We start from the raw sequence: 16,102 nt of genomic DNA, 5'->3' as shown, positions 1-16,102 counted from the left end.
CGCGGCAACGACGACTTCCGCACCGGCTGGGCCGCTGGTGGTGGCATCGAGTACGCGCTCCCCACCGACTCGTTCCTGAACTTCTTCCGTTCSTCGGCCGTCACGCTCAAGGTTGAAGGCCTGTACGTGAACCTCGAGAACAACAACCGCAACGCCGGCGTCTACGCCTACGACACCAACAACGTCCTCTACCGCCAGCCCGGCTTCTCCAACCGCAACAGCGGCACCGAGTTCGCCGTCGTCCGCGCCGGCCTGAACTACAAGTTCGGCTCGTACTAGGACCTGCGGGACTATTAGGTTCGGCCTAAGCGTCCCCAGCCCCGATCATCTGGCCGCTTTCGTCGTAACGCGCCTCGAGGAGAAATCCTCGGGGCGCTTTCGTTTGCGTGACCCCTTGGCCTCGGCGAGGTCGACCGAAGGCGGCACGGAGCGAGGTTGACCTCGTTAGGGTTCTGATAACTGTGAACGCCTCACCTTCGGCCGTATGACCAAGCGTTCCATGAAGAAAACAAGCCGGCTGATCCTGTGGCTCTCAGCACTGACCCTGGGCGGGTTCGTCGGAGCGCGTCTCGTCGATGCGAACCAGACAGGTCAGAAGATCCTCACTGCCTCGGACCAGAGTGAGCCGGAGACGACCGGTTCGATCGATCAGAGGTCCATGCGCTGGTGCGGTGCGGCGCCTTGGTGTCGTTGATTAGATCCTGCTGCCGTGAACCGACCATTCGACGTTAGAACGGCTCACGGATGCACGATGGGCTACGAGCTCTTATCAGCCTTCTCTTTGGCGAGCCGAAGCGCTTTGAGGCGGAGTGTCTTATCCTCCGTGGCCTGCTGGGTCGCATCGTAATCGGCTCGCGCCTCGCCTCCTGCACGAGCCCTTTCCAGATGCTTGGCGGCCTTCGTCTCACGCCGATCCTGTGCGCCGCTATCGTCGTTCGCCATGGTGCCCTCGCTCTGTGATCCGGATGATCGGCTTCCGCCGCCTCAGCGCGGCTTGGCTTGACCGCCGGCCGTCCAGCCGTGAGCCTGGATCGCCTTGGTCAGCTTGCCTTGCATCTCGGGCATCACCGACTGCATCCACTGCTGCGTCCCGGCCAGTTGAGCCTGGGCGAGCTGTGGCTGCGCCGTGACAAGTCGCTTGCCAGCCGGGGTCGCATAGAACGCCGCGATCGCCTGCAGGTCGTCCTTTCCGAGCGCCGAGGCAAAACTGCGCGCCTGGATATCAAGAAGCTCGTCGTAGTGCGCGGTTAGGGTTGGCATCACGACCTCCTGCACGAGGGCCTGTGCCTGGTCCTGCTGCTTGATACCGATCTGCTGCATCATTCCGACCATCGGCGCTGCAATCGCGCTGAGCAACGCGGTGCGATCCCCCTGCATCTGGGTGACGACCTCCCGGGCTGCCTTCAAGGTAGCAGGATCTAAGACCGCGACTGTTGCTGTGGTCGAAGGCGTAGGCTGAGCCAACGCCGTGCAGGGCAGTCCGACGCCGAGATACAGAACAAAGACAAGTTGAAAGACGCGCATGGCTGTTCCGATCACAGGCACCGCGGGATCTAAAACTACGCGGCCAACATGCTCTGCTATCATGCTTCTGTGTCAGATGTGCCCTGGCTGGCATCCAAAAGGCGGAACCGACCGCGGGAACCGCTCCTTGATGCCTTCACAACCCCACGCGCGTGGGGGCTCGAGCAAGCGTCGGTTCACCTCGATCCCAACCTCGTCGTACGGCGCAGGACCTGCTGTCACGAATGCTGTCCCAGCTACAGCTGATCGTCCCGAGGCGAGCGATGAGGATGGCAAAAGCGACGGTGACAACCAGGGCCACCCGCGATTGAGACCGCGGCCGGTTGTTCGGGGGCTACCAACGTCTTGTTTCAGGCCGTACCCACTGGTGATCTTTTTCCAGCCGAGGCTGCCGACATCTCCAAGGCGGTCAACGCTTATGTGCGGGCCATCCAGGCGACCAACCTCAACGAGTGCCTCTTGCCTATCGAACCGCAGGCAACCCGATGACGAGCTTTGCATCTCTAGCCGCTCGCCTGCGGAAGGTAGGACCCATCACAAGCCAGACGGTCCCTGCCCCTCCACGCACCGTGATCGTCACCAAGAACGATAGAGACGATGCCCAGCAGTTCGCTGCTCTCAACGCTTCCGAAACCGAAGAGCCAGGCTTGCATCTCTTCGCTTGGCGCATTGTCGCCCCCCAACCGAGGAGCCGCTGCCCATGACGATGGTCACCAGCCTCCTCAAGCGCGCCGAGCGTATCGAGAGGTAGCAGCAGGTTAGGGCGCCGACGGGCTTGGTCGCCTTTCGCAGCTTGGCGAACGAGGAAGTACCGGATGCCAAGCTCACCCGGCGCCTGTTGGTCGCTGATGACCGAGCCAAACTCCGTTGGAACTGCATCGTCGTTCCATCAGCGGCCATGACCACCAAGAAGTGGGAGGCGCAGACGGCGCACCCGTGCGGTAAGCCCATCCACTAAATCGTGCCAGATCGCACATCCACGCCGCGTAACTGGGTGCATCACAAGGACGGTCGTCGTCTTGCCCCCCTTCGACGACTCCAACTAACGGCGCAGAGGCTTTCAAGCCCTGCGCCGTTTGCATGTCATAGGCAGGGTCGCCTCGTGCTGCTGTTAGCTGGCGAGACGCTGCGCCTGACGCTTGGCTGCATCGAAGGCCTGGAGATCCAGGGCGAGGTTGATGATCTGGGCGCTTTTCAGACGCGCCGGCTCGATCGCGCTGCCGATGCCGTGCTGTAGATAGACCTCCTCCACCTCCGGGGTTCGCATTGCGCCGCCCATGGTCCAGTTGGGGAACGAGCGGCCCTGAACGTTGCGCGCATCCATGATGGTTGCAGTTGTATGCCTTGGGTCACGGGCAATACGGGTATAGGTGGTGCTCACCTGAGATTGGTCACCCTCAAGGATCTGAACGAACCAAGTCTTGTCGAAAATCAGGAACCCGGTGATCCCGTCTCGGCTGTTGTTACGCTGTGAAGCTGAGACGATCTCCCGCAAATTTGTGAGCATCGCGCGATCATTCCCGAGGACGACGTTGCGGCTGTAGTAAACAAGCTGGTGGATCATCGTAGTTTTTCACTTCTACCAACAGGCGGGTCGCGAGCAGATCGTCGTCTCTCGCAGCTAGACGAGCCGATAACGCAGCGTAGATCAGATTGTTTTTGATCAGAAATCGTTGTTTGATCGATAAGTTAATTAGATCGTAAGCCACGAAGATGAATCACCGGCTGGCTACTTACCAAGATGGATCTTTCCAAGATCCTGTCGCTACGATCCGTATCTTGGCATCCAGCAAGGGCCGCTGAAGTTCCATCGGGATCTCACGGGTGAGGAAAGCCAAGTGCTCCACTCCTCTGGGGCCGTCAGCAGCACCGGCACGGCGTCGAGTCGATCGGGCCGACTACGCCATTGGCTTCGCAGGTCGGGAACGAGAAAAGCTGGGCGTGTCGCAAACATTCAACAGCCGAAATAATCTTCTCTGATCAGGGCATTGCGGTGCCTGTTCACCGCCTAATGACCTGCCTCGTCGAGGTCGGTGAAGCTGTCTGATGGGTTCGGAACCACCCGTGCAACCGTGCTGAGAGCAGAATATTCCGCGGCAGAAATCTTTGCGACACGCCCGGCATTTCCGGGCTGCCGCTCACGAGAACGAAGGGAATGTTGCAATGAGTGATACAAATGAATTGACGGGATTGTTGCGCTCGGTGATACATGTATCATCGAGAGCAACACAGGCGGGCCGATGATCCGCAGTTTTCATGATCGAATAACGGAGGCGGTGTTCCGGGGTCGTTGCCCTAAGGGGTTCCCGGCCGACCTCTTCAAGACCGTTCGGCGGAAGCTCACCGTGCTCAACTCGGCGACAACGCTGGATGACCTCAATGTGCCGGCATCGAACAGGCTCCATCCGCTGGGGCGCGACCGGGCTGGACAACACGCCATCGCGGTCAACGACCAATTCCGGCTCTGTTTCGTTTGGACGGATGCCGGGCCGGAACGGGTCGAGTTCACGGACTACCACTAGGATCTTGCGACGGACGCCAAGGAGGGCAACCGCCAATGTCTGACACGATCGGAAACATCGAGGCTCTGCGCCAGACTTTTGACACCGCCGAGGGTGCCGGGGACATGGAGATCATGCCCCCGGTTCACCCTGGCGAGATCCTGCGCGAGGAATTCATGGCCCCGCTCGGCCTCACTGCCGGCGCGGTCGCGAAGGCCCTGGACCTTCCGCGCTCCCGCATCGAGCGGATTGTGAGGGAGGAGATCGGCGTCAGTACGGACACCGCCCTGCGGCTGGCCCGGTACTTCCGCACGTCGCACCAGTTCTGGACGAACCTGCAGGCGCATTTCGAGAGCGAGAGCCTGCTTGCGGAGATTGGGCCGGATCTGGAGCGGATTGAGCCCGTGCCCGAACAGGCTCAGGCCGCCTGATGACCGCATTCGGAAAGCGCCTCATCCAATCCGCCCAGGAGGCTGGCGCCATCGCTCGCGGCGAGGCCGACCCAGTACGTACCACACGCACACCCCGACCGACGTCGACGTGCGGGCGATCCGCGACGGCCAGAAGCTCACACAGGCCGCGTTCGTCGCGCGCTACGGGTTCCCCATCGGGACCCTGCGGGACCTTGAACAGGGTCGGGTGCGGCCGGACGCCTCAACGCGGGCTTACCTGCTGGCGATCAGCCGGGAGCCGGCGGCGGTGCGGCGGGCTCTTGAGGCTACTGGCATCGAGCCCCTGCGCCACGGCCGCCCGGAAATTCAGCTCGCGGAGCCTCAGGTATTAGGCGGGAACTACTCGCGTTCGGCCGCGGCGTGAACGCCTCGCTAGTTACGGCCTCCGGCCCTGCCCAGGGGCCTGATGAGGTGGACGGCTCCTGTCGATGAGATCAACGACCTCATCTTGGCACAGCGATGACGTAGCGGGGGCCGTCCACCCCATCAGGCCCTTGGTTCTATCACTTATGGGGTTTCACAGCGTTGCAAATTTGAAATGGTACGGTGTCATGACGTTGCAGCCTCAAAAAATTGCGATATTGCAGCTTCATGACGCTTTAATACCTCGACGTTATGAAGCTGCGCATGAGAACGATCACGCTTGTCACTCAAAAGGGCGGGGCTGGTAAGACCACCATCGCCACGTCGCTCGCCATCGCCGCCCAACAGCGCGGTGAGATGGTCGCTGCCTTCGATCTCGATCCTCAGGGGTCGATGGTCGAATGGGGTAAGATGCGGAAAAAGGCCGACCCCGCAGCCATCCCGGATCAGCACCTTCCGGTGATCGAGCGCTTCCCGCTTGAGCGCATCGGCCAGATCGGCTCGATGCTCGATAGCCTTGGTGGGAAGGGTGTCACGCTGACGATCTTGGACACGGCAGGCGCCGATACGCCCACGACCCATGCAGCCATGGAGGCGTCGACGTTCTGCCTAGTGCCCATCCGGCCGACGCGGCTCGACCTGCTTGCGGTACGCGCGACGGTGCAGGCGATCATGCGCAGCGGGAAGCCGTTCGCGTTCGTCCTGAACCAGTGCTCGCCCATCCCTCGCAACGGTCGGGCGAATGACACGGCCACAGGCTTGGCCTCGATCGGCTTCGTGGCCGAGCCTCTAATTCTCCTCAGGAACGACTATCAGGACGCTTTTGCCTCAGGCCAAGGCGTCACTGAGTACGCCCCTGACAGCAAAGCCGCCGACGAGATCCGGCAGCTCTGGAAGTGGCTCGACACCCAATCCAAGGAGACGAAGGCATGAGCCGCCGCGCACCCTCGATCTTCGACGCCGACACCATGCTACCCAGCGCTGATGAGCCGCCTGAGACCTTGGAAGCCGCTCCAGCTCGGAAGGTCGGCCGACCGGCAAGGTCGACCGCTAAGCCCAAGCCGACGCCCTTCTACATCCACCCGGCGGTCAAGGAAGTGCTGCGGGATATCAGCTACCATAAGCGGGTCAAAGAGCACGATCTGTTCGTGCAAGGCCTTGAGTACGTTCTGAAAAAGAACAGCTACCCAACGATCGCCGAGATCATTGCTAACGCCGAAAAATCATAATTTCGCAACGCTGTGAAATTGCAGCATTGCAAATTTGCTTTGGACCTTGCTACCTTCGGGGGGCCTGTCGCAAACGCGATCGCGCGGGCATTTACCCGACGTTGACCATACGGCCTGCATGGCGCCTCCGTTTTCGGAGGCCGCCTATGATGCTGTCCGCTATCGCCGCCAAGCTGAAGCAGCGCTCCAAGGCTGACTTCAAGGGCCGGCACGACGAGGCGTCGCTTATCGTGCAGGTCGTCTCCTGGTATCTTCGCTATCCGCTCAGCGACCGCGACATCGAGGAGTTGTTCTGAGGAGCGCGGTCTGGAGGTCGATCGCAGCACCCTGAACCGCTGGGTCCTGGCCTACGCGCCGCTGATCGAGAAGCGGCTGCGGCAGTTCCGTCGTGATCGCTGAGACCGCGATGAAACTGAATGCCACGCTGGTCACCGACGACGAGAAGCTACGGCAGGTGGTCTCGGAATTTGGCGGCAAGGCTGTGCCGTCCGCGAACTTAGCCTGACGCTTCACAGAAGCGGATCGACTTCAGTTGAAGTGCGGCGATGGCTTGAGGCTGGTGAATGCACGGAGGTTGCCGCGCCCCGGCGCTAGATAGCCCCTAAATCGCTTAGGATGCCCCACGACGGCCGAGGCTCGGAAATCACCACCAGAACTTGCCCATCAAGACCGCTAGGCTTCCTAAAGGCCCTGCGCGCGTCCCGTTTTCCGCCTCCACGCGCACCCGTACGCGGGCGCACGCACGCGCTGCGAAGGTTTTGCGCCTCAACCCGCACCAAATGGGCCAGTTTGACCAAGGGGCCGAATGGAAATGGGCGATTGGATAGGCCGTCTGGCCCGACAACAATCTCGATTTGAGCCCGTGCTGCCTTGGAGCGCGTGAGATCCGGCTAACCAGCCTCGGCCATCCTACCGGCGAGCCACTGTAATGCGTACCGGCTCAGCGTGAGATGGACGATCCTACCCCGCCGGTCCCGTGAGCAGATCGGGCGGCGGGGGCAGGCTTGCCTATGTCGGATCGCGGCGGCGAGCTTGCGACGATGGCTTGAGGCAGTGTGAATAGACGGAGGTTGCCGGGCTGCGGCGCTAGCTACCCCCTAGGATCGCCCAGAATGCCCCAGGACGGCCGAGAGCCGAAAACCGCACCCGACCACCTATCAAGACCATTAGGCTTCCTGGGAGCCACGGGCGGCCCGTTTACCGCCTCTACGCACGCGCGTAGCGAGCGCGCGCACACGGGATGAAGGTTTTGTGCCTCAACCCGCGCCAAATGGGCCAGTTTGACCAAGGGGCCGGACGGGAAACGGGCGATTGGATAGGCCGTCTGGCCTGACAATAATCCCGATTTGAGCGCGTGCTGCCTTGGGGCGCGTGAGATCCGGCTAACCAGTCTCAGCCATCCTGCCAGAGAGCCAAGTTGCGTATCGGCTCCTTCGTAACGAGCAGACAGAGCCCTGCTGCCATTCCTCCCTGTCAGGCAGCAGGGTCTCTCACGTTTGGTTAACCATATCCTGCCCACCCTGCTGAACTCAGCAGGCAGGAGTGACCGTGAACCAGGCTCATCTCATCACCGTCCGCGACTTTGAGGATGGCTGTCCGGTTCCTGCTGAAACGCTCGGTCGGCTCTACCGCGCCGACGCTGAGACGCTGTCGAACCTCGTCGCAAGCATTTCTCAGCGCACGCGTGCCCAGCTGGCCGTCTTCCTCTATGGCCGGATGCACACCCGTGAGCTCGGGGTTCGTGTCGCAGCCATGTGTGAGGCGGCCCTGCTGATGCAGACGGCAGGCACCCTGGGCGAAGTCATCTACGCTCAGTCACGCACTGGCTACGAGCGCCCCACCTACGGAGAGGTTCATCGTCCTCTGAGGAGCGCAATCAGTCTCGCAGGATCACGGAAAACGGGTGATTTGCACGCCTGAGCACTCTGTAGCCGACGCCCATCCTGAGCCCGTACTCCTTCGAACCGACTGGCATTGACCCAGCCGCTCCCCTATCCCGTCCGGCCCGCAACAGCCGCCGGACCCCATGTCAGTCTCAGCGAAACCGAAGCTCGTCCCTGCCGACCCGCAGCTCTGGCGCAAAGACTTCCTGGATCTGCGTCCCAGCGTCGTTCCATGCCCTGGCTACACCCTGCAATCCTGGGGAGGGGCGCACGAGGCGTGTGCTGACTTCCTGGATCGCTGGGCGGATGAGGCGGTCGCTCTCGGCTGGACGACACTTGAGATCTTCGGGGTGCATCCCGAAGCTGGCACCATCCGCCCCGACTTCTGCGGTGCCCTGGTGCTTGGCGCAGAGCGTGTGTCGGCGATCGCCAAGACGCGCATGCAGTTCGTAAACACAGCATTCTATCGTGACACCCCAGGCCGGCCCAGCGGCGCAGTGCCGATATGGTCGTTCGGACGGTGAGAAGCGGACGCACCGTTGGAGCGGTGCGGACCCACAAGCCTCACAAGAGGACGACCCCTGAAGCTAGTCCGCGGCCCGAGGGACGGCTTGTGGACGGATCCGACCCAAGCTCATGCCAACTGGGCCGTCACGGGGCATCTAGCTCCTCGGAGCTTGATCCTGCTAGCCCAGCCCGAAAATGCTTATCCCTGACTAATTACAGTCGTAGCTCTCAGCCATGGCAGGATCTGATTTGAGCGTTAGGGCGTAGGTATCAATGCTGGAAATGGGTAGCGCCACCGAAACAGGAGGCTTCGTGATCATCACGATACCAAAGGCTCCACAAGCAATGAGTAATGCCACACTGAACGAGACTATTGTCTTCATTGCAATCTCCATCGGCATATCGGCTTCGGCCATTTGGTATATGGCCATTGAATTTTTCGATACATTGTTTTGGCGGTATCAGCAATCGATGAAAATTGAATACAGCGCGCATATTTTGGGCGGAAAAAGGGAATGAAGTGCTGAATGTTTATGAGCTAAGCGAGGTCGGGCAAAATTATGTGCAGGAGCGTAGGCGTAGGCTGCTGACTACATTCGGATGTTTTCGATTTCCGAATGCGCCGCCGCTCGGCCTGAAACCCACCTCGTCCTCGAATGTCGTTCGAGCTGAAGCACCTTGAGACCGATCTTTGATCCTGCCTTACTTGGCATGGCAGCACGCTTCACAGCTTCAAGCATGCGCCGTCGGCAGCTCGCCCACCTGCGTGGTGTAGCGCGGGCTGCGCATCTCGAACTTCGTCGACCAGGTGCGCTTCTCTGTGAGCCCTGCCCGGGCTGGCACGACGGCGCCCCGGCCGAAGCGCGCGTTGCAGGCGTCCATCGCCGCCATCAGCGGGGCGCTACGCTCGCGGTCGAGCTGACCGATCAGCGCCCGCGGCGCATCCTCGAGGAGCTTCAGGTCGGTCGTGACCACGCCGGCCTTGCTGTAGCGCCAGGGCCGATCGCCTGGCGCCTCGCGCCAGGTGCGGGCCACCCCGGCCTGCGCCGCCTTGATCAGGGAAAGCGTGTCGTTCGTGGCTTCCGGCAACGTCACGGTCGTCGAGACCGAGCGCATCGGATCGCCGCGGTCGTGCTCGGACGTGTGATAGAAGACCGACACGTGCGTGGTGCCGAGCCCGCTGCGTCGTAGCTTCTCGCCGAGACGCGTCGCGTGGGCGGCGACCGCCTGTTCGAGTGTTTCACGCTCGGTGATGCGGCGGGAGAACGAGCGGGTGACGGCGCAGCCCTTGCGCTGGGCGGGCAGGAGTTCGAGCGGCAGGCAGGTCAACCCGCGCAGCTCGTAGATGATGCGCTCGCCCACCACTGTCATGGCTTTCCGCACCGGACGCGGATCGAGGTCGCGCAGATCGGCTACCGTATCTACGCCGAGGCCGATCAGCTTGGCGAGCGAGGCCCGGCCGATACCCCAGACCTCGGCCACCGAGATCCGGCAGAGCCAATGATCGTAGGCTACCGGGTCGGTCAGGTCGCACACCCCGTCGAGATCCGGGATCGTCTTGGCAATGTGGTTGGCGAGTTTCGCCAGCGTCTTCGTCGGACCGATGCCGACGCAGGTCGGAATGCCGGTCCAGGCTCGCACCGTGGCGCGCAGATCCCGCGCGAGCGTCACCCGGTCCCGATCGCGCACGTCCGAGAGGTCCAGGAAGCTCTCGTCGATCGAGTAGATCTCCACGGCCGGCGAGAAGTCCCGGTAGACCGCGTTCGTACGGGCGCTCATGTCTCCGTAGAGGGTGTAGTTCGAGGAGAAGACCCGCACGCCTTCGCGCTGGCACTGCTGGCGGATCTTGAACCAGGGATCGCCCATCTTGATCCCGAGCGCCTTGGCCTCAGCCGTCCGAGCGATGGCGCACCCGTCGTTGTTGGACAGCACAATCACTGGCACGCGAGCGAGCTTGGGATCGAACACCCGCTCGCACGAGCAGTAGAAGCTGTTGCCGTCGATCAGCGCTATCGCTCGGCTCATCGTACCAGTCCGGCACGCGCGACGTGCCAGCGGATCGAGAAGCGCACCACGCCCCAGATCTCACCTTCAATCAGATCCTCGACCGCGAAGGCCGGCAGGTCGGGATTGTCGAAGGCAAGCCGCGCGACGTTGCCCTCGATGACGAGGCGCTTCAGGCTCATGGTGCCGTCGACGATCGCCACGACGACGCTGCCGTTGCCGGGCTTGAGGCTGCGATCGGCCACCGCCAAATCCCGATCGAAGATGCCGGCCCCGCGCATGCTGTCGCCGGAGATGTTCCAGGCGAAGGTCGCGGGTGGGTTGGGTGCCAGCCAGCGCGGCAGTTCGAGCGAGCCTTCGAGGAAGTCGTCGGCCGGCGACGGGAAGCCGGCGCAGAGCGCGGCGCCTTGGATCGGGATGCGGACCGTGCCGGCGCTATGGGGTGCGAGCTCGGCGACCTGCAGCAGCTTCATCGGCCGTCGTCCGGGTAGATCACACCATCGCGGATGTAGCCGCGCGAGATAAGCTGGCGCTGCTGCACAGTCCGGTGCTCGGCCTCGGCGAGATCGCGCAACGCATCCTCGACGGCCTGCACGAGGGCAGCCCAAGCGTCACCGCGCGCGGCGCGATGGTAGGCGAGCGCGATCGTCTCCGCTTCGGTCAAGCGGATGTCCACAGGGGGTTCGTTGGGCTGGGCCTGCATCTCGCGTTCGGTTCCTGCTAGAACACAACGTGAACAAACCGCATCGCCGGGCGTGGTTCAATCGAAACGGTCAAGCCGTGAAAAGGCGCCGTGGACGTCTGTGGAGCGCGGGGTAGAACGCCAATGCCGACGCGGCTTTACCGCTTCCACTGCACGGATGGGCACGATCTCGTCGCCGATCTGCGCGGTCGGCGGCTGCCGACATTGGCGCTGATGCGCCTTCATGCGGAGCGGGTCGCCCTCGACCTGATGGCGCGCGGCACGCACCTGGATTGGTCGGACTGGTGGGTCGAAGTCTACGACCAGAATGGCCGAGCCGTGCTGGCAAAGGCGTTCATGGACGTCCGTCAGGATCGTCCGGCTGTACGGGGTTGGGAGGGAACCGCATGACCTTCAGCGAGGAAGCGGCCGAGCTCCATCGGCTTGAGGCGGTCGCCGTAAGTCTGGGCATGACCAGCGCTGCGTTCGAGTGCATTCTGCGGGAGGTCACGGCCGCGGCGCAGGTCGTGGGCGCCTCTCCGGCGGAACAGCTCGGGGAGATCCGGCGATGCATTCATCTCGCCGGCAGCGGCACACAGTTCGATCGTATCCTTGAGCAAAAGTGTCCGGAGCCCGTCGGCTTGGGGTGATCCAAGGAGTACACCGGGAAACGATAGGCCCGGCGCACATCGACGGTGCCCGGGCCGCGCAGGCAGTATCAGGCGAGGTCGTTCTGTTCTTCGGGCTCTTCGGGGAAGCGTTCAGCCGGATCTGCCGTCTCCCCGGTGTGGCTGCCCGCGATCTTCTTGGTCTCAGCGGCGTCACCCTTGGGCTCGGAGCCCTTCGGATCGCTACTCCCGTCCCTCGTGATCACCTGATCCATCGGGACGTCCAGCGGGTCTTGCTTGTTCTCGCCCATCGTTTCCTCTCCGGTTTTTATTCCAGACCAACGGCTGAGTAAGACGGTTGTTCGAGCGCTCTGGCCGGGCCGCTGGGGCGCAGATAATGGTATCGCCTCTCCTAAAGCCTGAGACCGCGTTGCCGCTCGTCATCATCGGCCGCTATGAAGCCAGCCAGCACCCGAGCTGGTGTGGTGTAGACGGTTCGAAAACCTTTAGGCATTGGTCCGCAGCCGATGCAGACGGCGAAGTCCCACCGGCGCCAAATGCGCGTGTTGCGTTCGTCGGTAGCTCGCTGCCGTGCCTGTCCGCGCTCAATCGCCTTCTTTATTTCAGCAGCTTTCTCGTCGCTGGTGGCAGTGGATGTGGGGGGTAAATCAGGACGAGGCTGGCGTTTTCCCTGACTAAAGGCAGGGCTTCCAAGTCCGAACGTTGCGCAGAGGATGAGGCACAGGACGCGCATCAGATCTCCCAAAACAGTTCAAAAATTTCTTCATCTACGGTCACTACGTCCCTCATTATATAAAAGTTTCGATTATTAATCATTTTCCGGCGATGCTTTAAATCACGCTTCCGTGACAAAATAAAACTGCCTTAATTTGCGCTCAGCGGATGAAGGTCGGGTCGTTTCTCGCCATGAACCAGCACCAAACGCAAAGCACGACGCAGGTAGTTACAACTCATCACGCGCAGCAGATATCGCGCATTGCTCGGGTTAGGCTTTCGATCGGCTCTGCTATCTTGCGGTGCTCTCGGTACCAATCCTCGATAAGGCGCCGCTCATGACTACGGCCCAATAAGGTGTGCCTTCCAGTATGGTAGAGCCTCCGCATGCGTTCATGGCCCTTCCTCCTCGTCCTGCTCCTCGCCACGCCGGCCCTGGCCGATCCGATCGTCGGCCGCGCTTCAGTGATCGACGGCGACACGTTGGAGGTGCGAGGAACGCGCATCCGCCTCCACGGCATCGACGCGCCCGAGAGCGCGCAGGTCTGCCAGGACGTCGCTGCCAAGGACTACCGCTGTGGCCAGACGGCAGCGCTTGCCCTGTCCGATCACATCGGCAAGCGCCTCGTGACCTGCGATCCGCGCGACACTGACCGCTACGGCCGAGTCGTCGCCGTCTGCCGCGCCGACGCCGAAGATCTGAACGCCTGGATGGTCCGCCAGGGCCACGCCACTGCCTACCGGCGCTACGCCGAAGACTACGCCAACGCCGAGCACACCGCGAAAGCCCTCCGGCTTGGCATCTGGGCGGGCACGTTCCAGGAGCCGTCGGAGTGGCGCCGGGAGAAGCGCGCCGGTGGCGAGCATTCACGGCCTGAGACCGTCACGCCGCCGAGCAAGGCAAGCGGCTGCAACATCAAAGGCAACATCTCGGCCGGCGGCGAGCGGATCTACCACCTGCCCGGCTCGCGTGACTACGAGCGGACCCGCGTCAACGACCGCGCCGGCGAGCGCATGTTCTGCTCGGAGGACGAGGCCAAAGCGGCCGGCTGGCGAGCGCCACGCAGATGAGGCTTACCCTCCGCTCGCGGCTTACCGACCACCTGATGTCCTGGCGTCCTCACGCCGAGACGCCTACTGACCAGGCATCCGGCGGATCTGGCTGATGTTCTCGGTGGAGAGGTCCGCATAGAGGCTGTGGGGAGCTTTATCCGGCGTCCTCGAGCGCGACGTAAGAACTTGACGTCTCAATGCGCTACCTTCCGAGCCAGTCGCGTAACGAGGCTTCTTATTGGCAAAATTATCGCTGACGGTCTTCTTGTAAGAAGGGGTATCTCCGCACCCCTCGCAGATCGACATTGTCCAAGATTGCCAAAGGCCGTTTGTCTTTTCTTCCACTGAGGCAGCTCGCTCACGCTGAGCGGATGCAAGCTGCATGGTATCCAGGTCTGGAGCCTGTTTGGGTACCGGCGCAGTGCGTAGCTCATTCAGCAGAGTATCGTTCTGACCACCGCCAAAACGTCCGGGAGGTGCGGATTGGGCCAGAGCTGGGGAGCCAAGCGAAATCAAAGCGAGGAGTGCAGTCTGAAAGCGCATGGAAAATCCTTTCCATCACCAACCGTGCGAAAGACCCTGTGTTCTAAATGCTTCAAAACAAAATTAACCATCTCGGATTGCCCCGTTGAGTGAAAGTCGGGTCGCATAACGAGGATTAATCCAACTTTGGGTTCAGCAGAGACCTACGAGTGCTACGCCCCCGATCATCAAGATGGCACCGACGATGCGCCCCAGACTAGCTGGGTGCTGGTCGAAACCGACCCATCCGAAATGATCCAGCAGGACCGACGTGACGACGCCTGCGGTGACGAAAAGCCCAAGGAAGGCCGCAGCTCCGATCTGCCGGGCGATAAAGAACTGGGCGAGAATAATGCTTCCGCCCATGATGCCGCCGAACCAAGCCCACCAGGGCATTTGGATCGCTTGGTCGAGCGAGGGCCATGTTAGGCGCCCCGTGAGCAGGCCCACGGTCAGGATGCAGGTGGCCGTGCCAGCGACAACCACGAGACCGCCGGTCAGCGACTGCGACAGTCCTTTAGACAAGGTACCGTTCTGACCAGCCTGAACGGCATTAGCGACCCCCGCGAGTAGGACGAAGCCGTAGAGGTACCACATGGTAAACGCCCGCCCGCTGAGATCTCCCTAGATAAGACCGCTCAGCCGGAAAGGTGCAGTGCGTCGGCTCTAAGCCTTGTCGGCCTTCTCTTTTGCCAGCCTCAGGGCCTTCAGGCGCACTGTCTTGTCCTCGGTGGCCTGCTGGGTCGCGTCGTAGTCAGCTTGCGCCTCGCCCCCTGCGCGAGCCCTTTCCAGATGCTTGGCAGCCTTCGTTTCGCGCCGATCCCGCGCACCGCTGTCATCACTCCTCAAGGTGGCTTGGCTTCCTAGTGGCGATGGATCGGGCAGGCCCTACCGTTGACTTAACCATGCTCGCCACGCGACATGGCGTGTCTGGCTGCATTCGCCCTTTAAGGCGAGTCGTAAGCCGGCATCTGGAGAGATCACCGCCGCGAGATAGACCCTGAAACGACTACGGCCCCCCAGTCGCCAAACTGGAGGGCCGCGAAATCGATAGGCTGTGAGGCCTCTTTGCAATCCCTCACAAGCCATACGGCGCCCTCGGGTGTCAAGTGAGAACGCCAATTCTCACGTCGAGAAGTCGTGCCTGGACCTGCCTGCGGCCCGTAAGGGACCGGAACCGATGTTTCACGCCGCCATGCAGGCCGCGATCGAAGGCGCGCGAACGCTCGCGCAGATGGACGAGCTATCACGCCAGCTCTGGCAGGGGCACGGGGCAGGCGCCTTGGGCGACCATGAGGCCCAGATCCTCGCCGAACGCCTCCACGGACGCCGTAGCGCGATCCGAGAGGGTATCCGGCCGACCGGTATCCCCGCCGTGCGGTCAAGCCTGTTCCCGCCGCGTAGGAGCCTTAGAAGCCCGGATCGGACTGCATCCTTGGAGCGGCGCCGCCTCTTGGCCTGCTCCGGCCCCTTGCCGCCCCAGCTCGCGGCACGCTTCACGGAAGGGCAACGGGCTGTTCTGCGCATCGTCGGCGACGAGGTGGCCGCCAAGGGTGTGTGCGGCCTTTGCATCGACGCTATCGCCGCCAGAGCCGGTGTCTGCCGGCGCTTAGCTCAAGGGGCACTGCGTCTGGCTGCCGGCGACGGGCTGGTGACGATCGAGGAGCGCCGGCACCAGGGTCGGAAGAACTCGCCCAACCTCGTGCGCGTCATCAGCCGCGAGTGGCAGGCCTGGATCCGACGCGGCGGCACTCAGAAGCGGGGTGGCTTCGCATTGCCTGCTGAAGGGACAGCTCAGCCGAAGACACTAGGGTGCAAAGCGTTACGCCCCACGGATAAGGGGATAACTCTGGGGATGAGTTTGCCGACAGAACCAGCGAAGAAGCTGCCGGAACGGCAGAGCCTTGCCCATCGCTAGCGCGATCTCCGTCATGCCCCAGGCCGGCAGGACCCGCGCAGCCATGCGTGGGACGCGGACGGCTGATCGCTTTGCCGAACGATGCCAATCGCTCAGCTCCATCATACATCCAGGATCTCTC

23 protein-coding genes and 2 pseudogenes are annotated in these 16,102 nt (G+C 62.3%); 14 read left to right on the top strand and 11 right to left on the bottom strand.

Features of this window, described 5'->3' with window-relative positions:
• Positions 1 to 279, top strand: a pseudogene (locus tag ASF57_RS26215) (porin family protein); the annotation flags it as partial.
• A gap of 477 nt (positions 280 to 756) precedes the next feature.
• On the opposite strand, the gene ASF57_RS25625 reads toward ASF57_RS26215, so the two are convergent.
• The 3 genes from ASF57_RS25625 to ASF57_RS10640 all read right to left on the bottom strand — a co-directional run bounded on the left by ASF57_RS25625 (position 757) and on the right by ASF57_RS10640 (position 3,088).
• Complete coding sequence (locus ASF57_RS25625) at positions 757 to 942, bottom strand: hypothetical protein (protein WP_156376075.1); 186 nt, start codon at positions 940 to 942, stop codon at positions 757 to 759.
• Positions 943 to 984: 42 nt separating this feature from the next.
• Complete coding sequence (locus ASF57_RS10645) at positions 985 to 1,524, bottom strand: DUF2059 domain-containing protein (RefSeq protein WP_056482967.1); 540 nt, start codon at positions 1,522 to 1,524, stop codon at positions 985 to 987.
• Positions 1,525 to 2,635: 1,111 nt separating this feature from the next.
• On the bottom strand, positions 2,636 to 3,088 hold the full coding sequence (locus tag ASF57_RS10640) for a BLUF domain-containing protein (protein ID WP_056482964.1): 453 nt from the start codon (positions 3,086 to 3,088) through the stop codon (positions 2,636 to 2,638).
• A gap of 676 nt (positions 3,089 to 3,764) precedes the next feature.
• Here ASF57_RS10640 and ASF57_RS10635 point away from each other — a divergent pair.
• The 9 genes and pseudogenes from ASF57_RS10635 to ASF57_RS10600 all read left to right on the top strand — a co-directional run bounded on the left by ASF57_RS10635 (position 3,765) and on the right by ASF57_RS10600 (position 8,978).
• The gene (locus ASF57_RS10635) at positions 3,765 to 4,046 is read left to right on the top strand and encodes a type II toxin-antitoxin system RelE/ParE family toxin (protein ID WP_056482961.1); all 282 of its coding nucleotides are present in this window, start codon (positions 3,765 to 3,767) and stop codon (positions 4,044 to 4,046) included.
• 35 nt (positions 4,047 to 4,081) lie between these two features.
• Positions 4,082 to 4,456 (top strand): HigA family addiction module antitoxin, encoded by a 375-nt coding sequence (locus ASF57_RS10630; protein ID WP_056482958.1) that lies wholly within the window; start codon positions 4,082 to 4,084, stop codon positions 4,454 to 4,456.
• 109 nt (positions 4,457 to 4,565) lie between these two features.
• The gene (locus tag ASF57_RS26875; protein WP_244476904.1) at positions 4,566 to 4,841 is read left to right on the top strand and encodes a hypothetical protein; all 276 of its coding nucleotides are present in this window, start codon (positions 4,566 to 4,568) and stop codon (positions 4,839 to 4,841) included.
• A gap of 263 nt (positions 4,842 to 5,104) precedes the next feature.
• The gene (locus ASF57_RS10620; protein WP_056482978.1) at positions 5,105 to 5,773 is read left to right on the top strand and encodes a ParA family protein; all 669 of its coding nucleotides are present in this window, start codon (positions 5,105 to 5,107) and stop codon (positions 5,771 to 5,773) included.
• Positions 5,770 to 6,069 carry a hypothetical protein gene (locus ASF57_RS10615; RefSeq protein ID WP_056482955.1) on the top strand — a complete coding sequence of 100 codons (300 nt, stop codon included), beginning with the start codon at positions 5,770 to 5,772 and terminating at the stop codon, positions 6,067 to 6,069. Before ASF57_RS10620 ends, ASF57_RS10615 begins: the two co-directional genes overlap by 4 nt.
• Before the next feature lie 146 nt (positions 6,070 to 6,215).
• Positions 6,216 to 6,459, top strand: a pseudogene (locus ASF57_RS24640) (IS6 family transposase); the annotation flags it as partial.
• 1,158 nt (positions 6,460 to 7,617) lie between these two features.
• Positions 7,618 to 7,989, top strand: a complete 372-nt coding sequence (locus ASF57_RS10605) for a hypothetical protein (protein WP_156376074.1) — start codon at positions 7,618 to 7,620, stop codon at positions 7,987 to 7,989.
• Between the two features lie 106 nt (positions 7,990 to 8,095).
• Entirely contained in the window at positions 8,096 to 8,476 is a 381-nt protein-coding gene (locus tag ASF57_RS24635; RefSeq protein WP_082503844.1) for a hypothetical protein, read from the top strand.
• 265 nt (positions 8,477 to 8,741) lie between these two features.
• Positions 8,742 to 8,978: a hypothetical protein gene (locus ASF57_RS10600; RefSeq protein ID WP_156376073.1), complete on the top strand. Its 237-nt coding sequence runs from the start codon at positions 8,742 to 8,744 to the stop codon at positions 8,976 to 8,978.
• 213 nt (positions 8,979 to 9,191) lie between these two features.
• Here ASF57_RS10600 and ASF57_RS10595 read toward each other — a convergent pair whose 3' ends face one another.
• From ASF57_RS10595 to ASF57_RS10585, 3 genes are read right to left on the bottom strand one after another with little or no spacing between them, the layout of a single operon-like run.
• A complete protein-coding gene (locus ASF57_RS10595) occupies positions 9,192 to 10,484 on the bottom strand; it encodes a Y-family DNA polymerase (protein WP_056482947.1) in 1,293 nt (430 codons plus the stop codon).
• Positions 10,481 to 10,936 (bottom strand): S24 family peptidase, encoded by a 456-nt coding sequence (locus tag ASF57_RS10590; RefSeq protein ID WP_056482944.1) that lies wholly within the window; start codon positions 10,934 to 10,936, stop codon positions 10,481 to 10,483. Before ASF57_RS10590 ends, ASF57_RS10595 begins: the two co-directional genes overlap by 4 nt.
• Positions 10,933 to 11,166 (bottom strand): hypothetical protein, encoded by a 234-nt coding sequence (locus ASF57_RS10585; protein ID WP_056482940.1) that lies wholly within the window; start codon positions 11,164 to 11,166, stop codon positions 10,933 to 10,935. The genes ASF57_RS10590 and ASF57_RS10585 overlap by 4 nt, the downstream gene beginning before the upstream one ends.
• A gap of 123 nt (positions 11,167 to 11,289) precedes the next feature.
• Here ASF57_RS10585 and ASF57_RS10580 point away from each other — a divergent pair, with 123 nt between their 5' ends.
• Positions 11,290 to 11,556: a hypothetical protein gene (locus tag ASF57_RS10580; protein WP_056482937.1), complete on the top strand. Its 267-nt coding sequence runs from the start codon at positions 11,290 to 11,292 to the stop codon at positions 11,554 to 11,556.
• Positions 11,553 to 11,795: a hypothetical protein gene (locus tag ASF57_RS10575; RefSeq protein WP_056482934.1), complete on the top strand. Its 243-nt coding sequence runs from the start codon at positions 11,553 to 11,555 to the stop codon at positions 11,793 to 11,795. The genes ASF57_RS10580 and ASF57_RS10575 overlap by 4 nt, the downstream gene beginning before the upstream one ends.
• Positions 11,796 to 11,863: 68 nt before the next feature.
• On the opposite strand, the gene ASF57_RS10570 is transcribed toward ASF57_RS10575, so the two are convergent.
• Both ASF57_RS10570 and ASF57_RS25620 read right to left on the bottom strand, forming a co-directional pair.
• Positions 11,864 to 12,064, bottom strand: coding sequence for a hypothetical protein (locus tag ASF57_RS10570; protein ID WP_056187340.1), 201 nt, complete (start codon positions 12,062 to 12,064; stop codon positions 11,864 to 11,866).
• A gap of 101 nt (positions 12,065 to 12,165) precedes the next feature.
• The gene (locus ASF57_RS25620; RefSeq protein WP_156376072.1) at positions 12,166 to 12,507 is read right to left on the bottom strand and encodes a hypothetical protein; all 342 of its coding nucleotides are present in this window, start codon (positions 12,505 to 12,507) and stop codon (positions 12,166 to 12,168) included.
• Positions 12,508 to 12,875: 368 nt separating this feature from the next.
• Here ASF57_RS25620 and ASF57_RS10565 point away from each other — a divergent pair, with 368 nt between their 5' ends.
• Entirely contained in the window at positions 12,876 to 13,559 is a 684-nt protein-coding gene (locus ASF57_RS10565; RefSeq protein WP_056482931.1) for a thermonuclease family protein, read from the top strand.
• Between the two features lie 63 nt (positions 13,560 to 13,622).
• On the opposite strand, the gene ASF57_RS25615 is transcribed toward ASF57_RS10565, so the two are convergent.
• From ASF57_RS25615 to ASF57_RS10555, 3 genes are all read right to left on the bottom strand, one after another.
• Positions 13,623 to 14,084, bottom strand: coding sequence for a hypothetical protein (locus ASF57_RS25615; protein WP_156376071.1), 462 nt, complete (start codon positions 14,082 to 14,084; stop codon positions 13,623 to 13,625).
• Between the two features lie 132 nt (positions 14,085 to 14,216).
• Positions 14,217 to 14,660, bottom strand: a complete 444-nt coding sequence (locus tag ASF57_RS10560) for a DMT family transporter (protein ID WP_056482928.1) — start codon at positions 14,658 to 14,660, stop codon at positions 14,217 to 14,219.
• 69 nt (positions 14,661 to 14,729) lie between these two features.
• Positions 14,730 to 14,912, bottom strand: coding sequence for a hypothetical protein (locus ASF57_RS10555; RefSeq protein WP_056482925.1), 183 nt, complete (start codon positions 14,910 to 14,912; stop codon positions 14,730 to 14,732).
• A 331-nt stretch (positions 14,913 to 15,243) separates the two neighbouring features.
• Here ASF57_RS10555 and ASF57_RS10550 point away from each other — a divergent pair, with 331 nt between their 5' ends.
• Positions 15,244 to 15,981 carry a hypothetical protein gene (locus ASF57_RS10550; protein ID WP_056482921.1) on the top strand — a complete coding sequence of 246 codons (738 nt, stop codon included), beginning with the start codon at positions 15,244 to 15,246 and terminating at the stop codon, positions 15,979 to 15,981.
• Positions 15,982 to 16,102 lie beyond the last annotated feature (121 nt).

Origin of the sequence: Methylobacterium sp. Leaf117, from assembly GCF_001422985.1 — a bacterium.
Lineage (GTDB): Bacteria > Pseudomonadota > Alphaproteobacteria > Rhizobiales > Beijerinckiaceae > Methylobacterium.
Note: the sequence above shows the minus strand (reverse complement) of the source record. Positions and strands in the feature narration are given on the sequence as shown.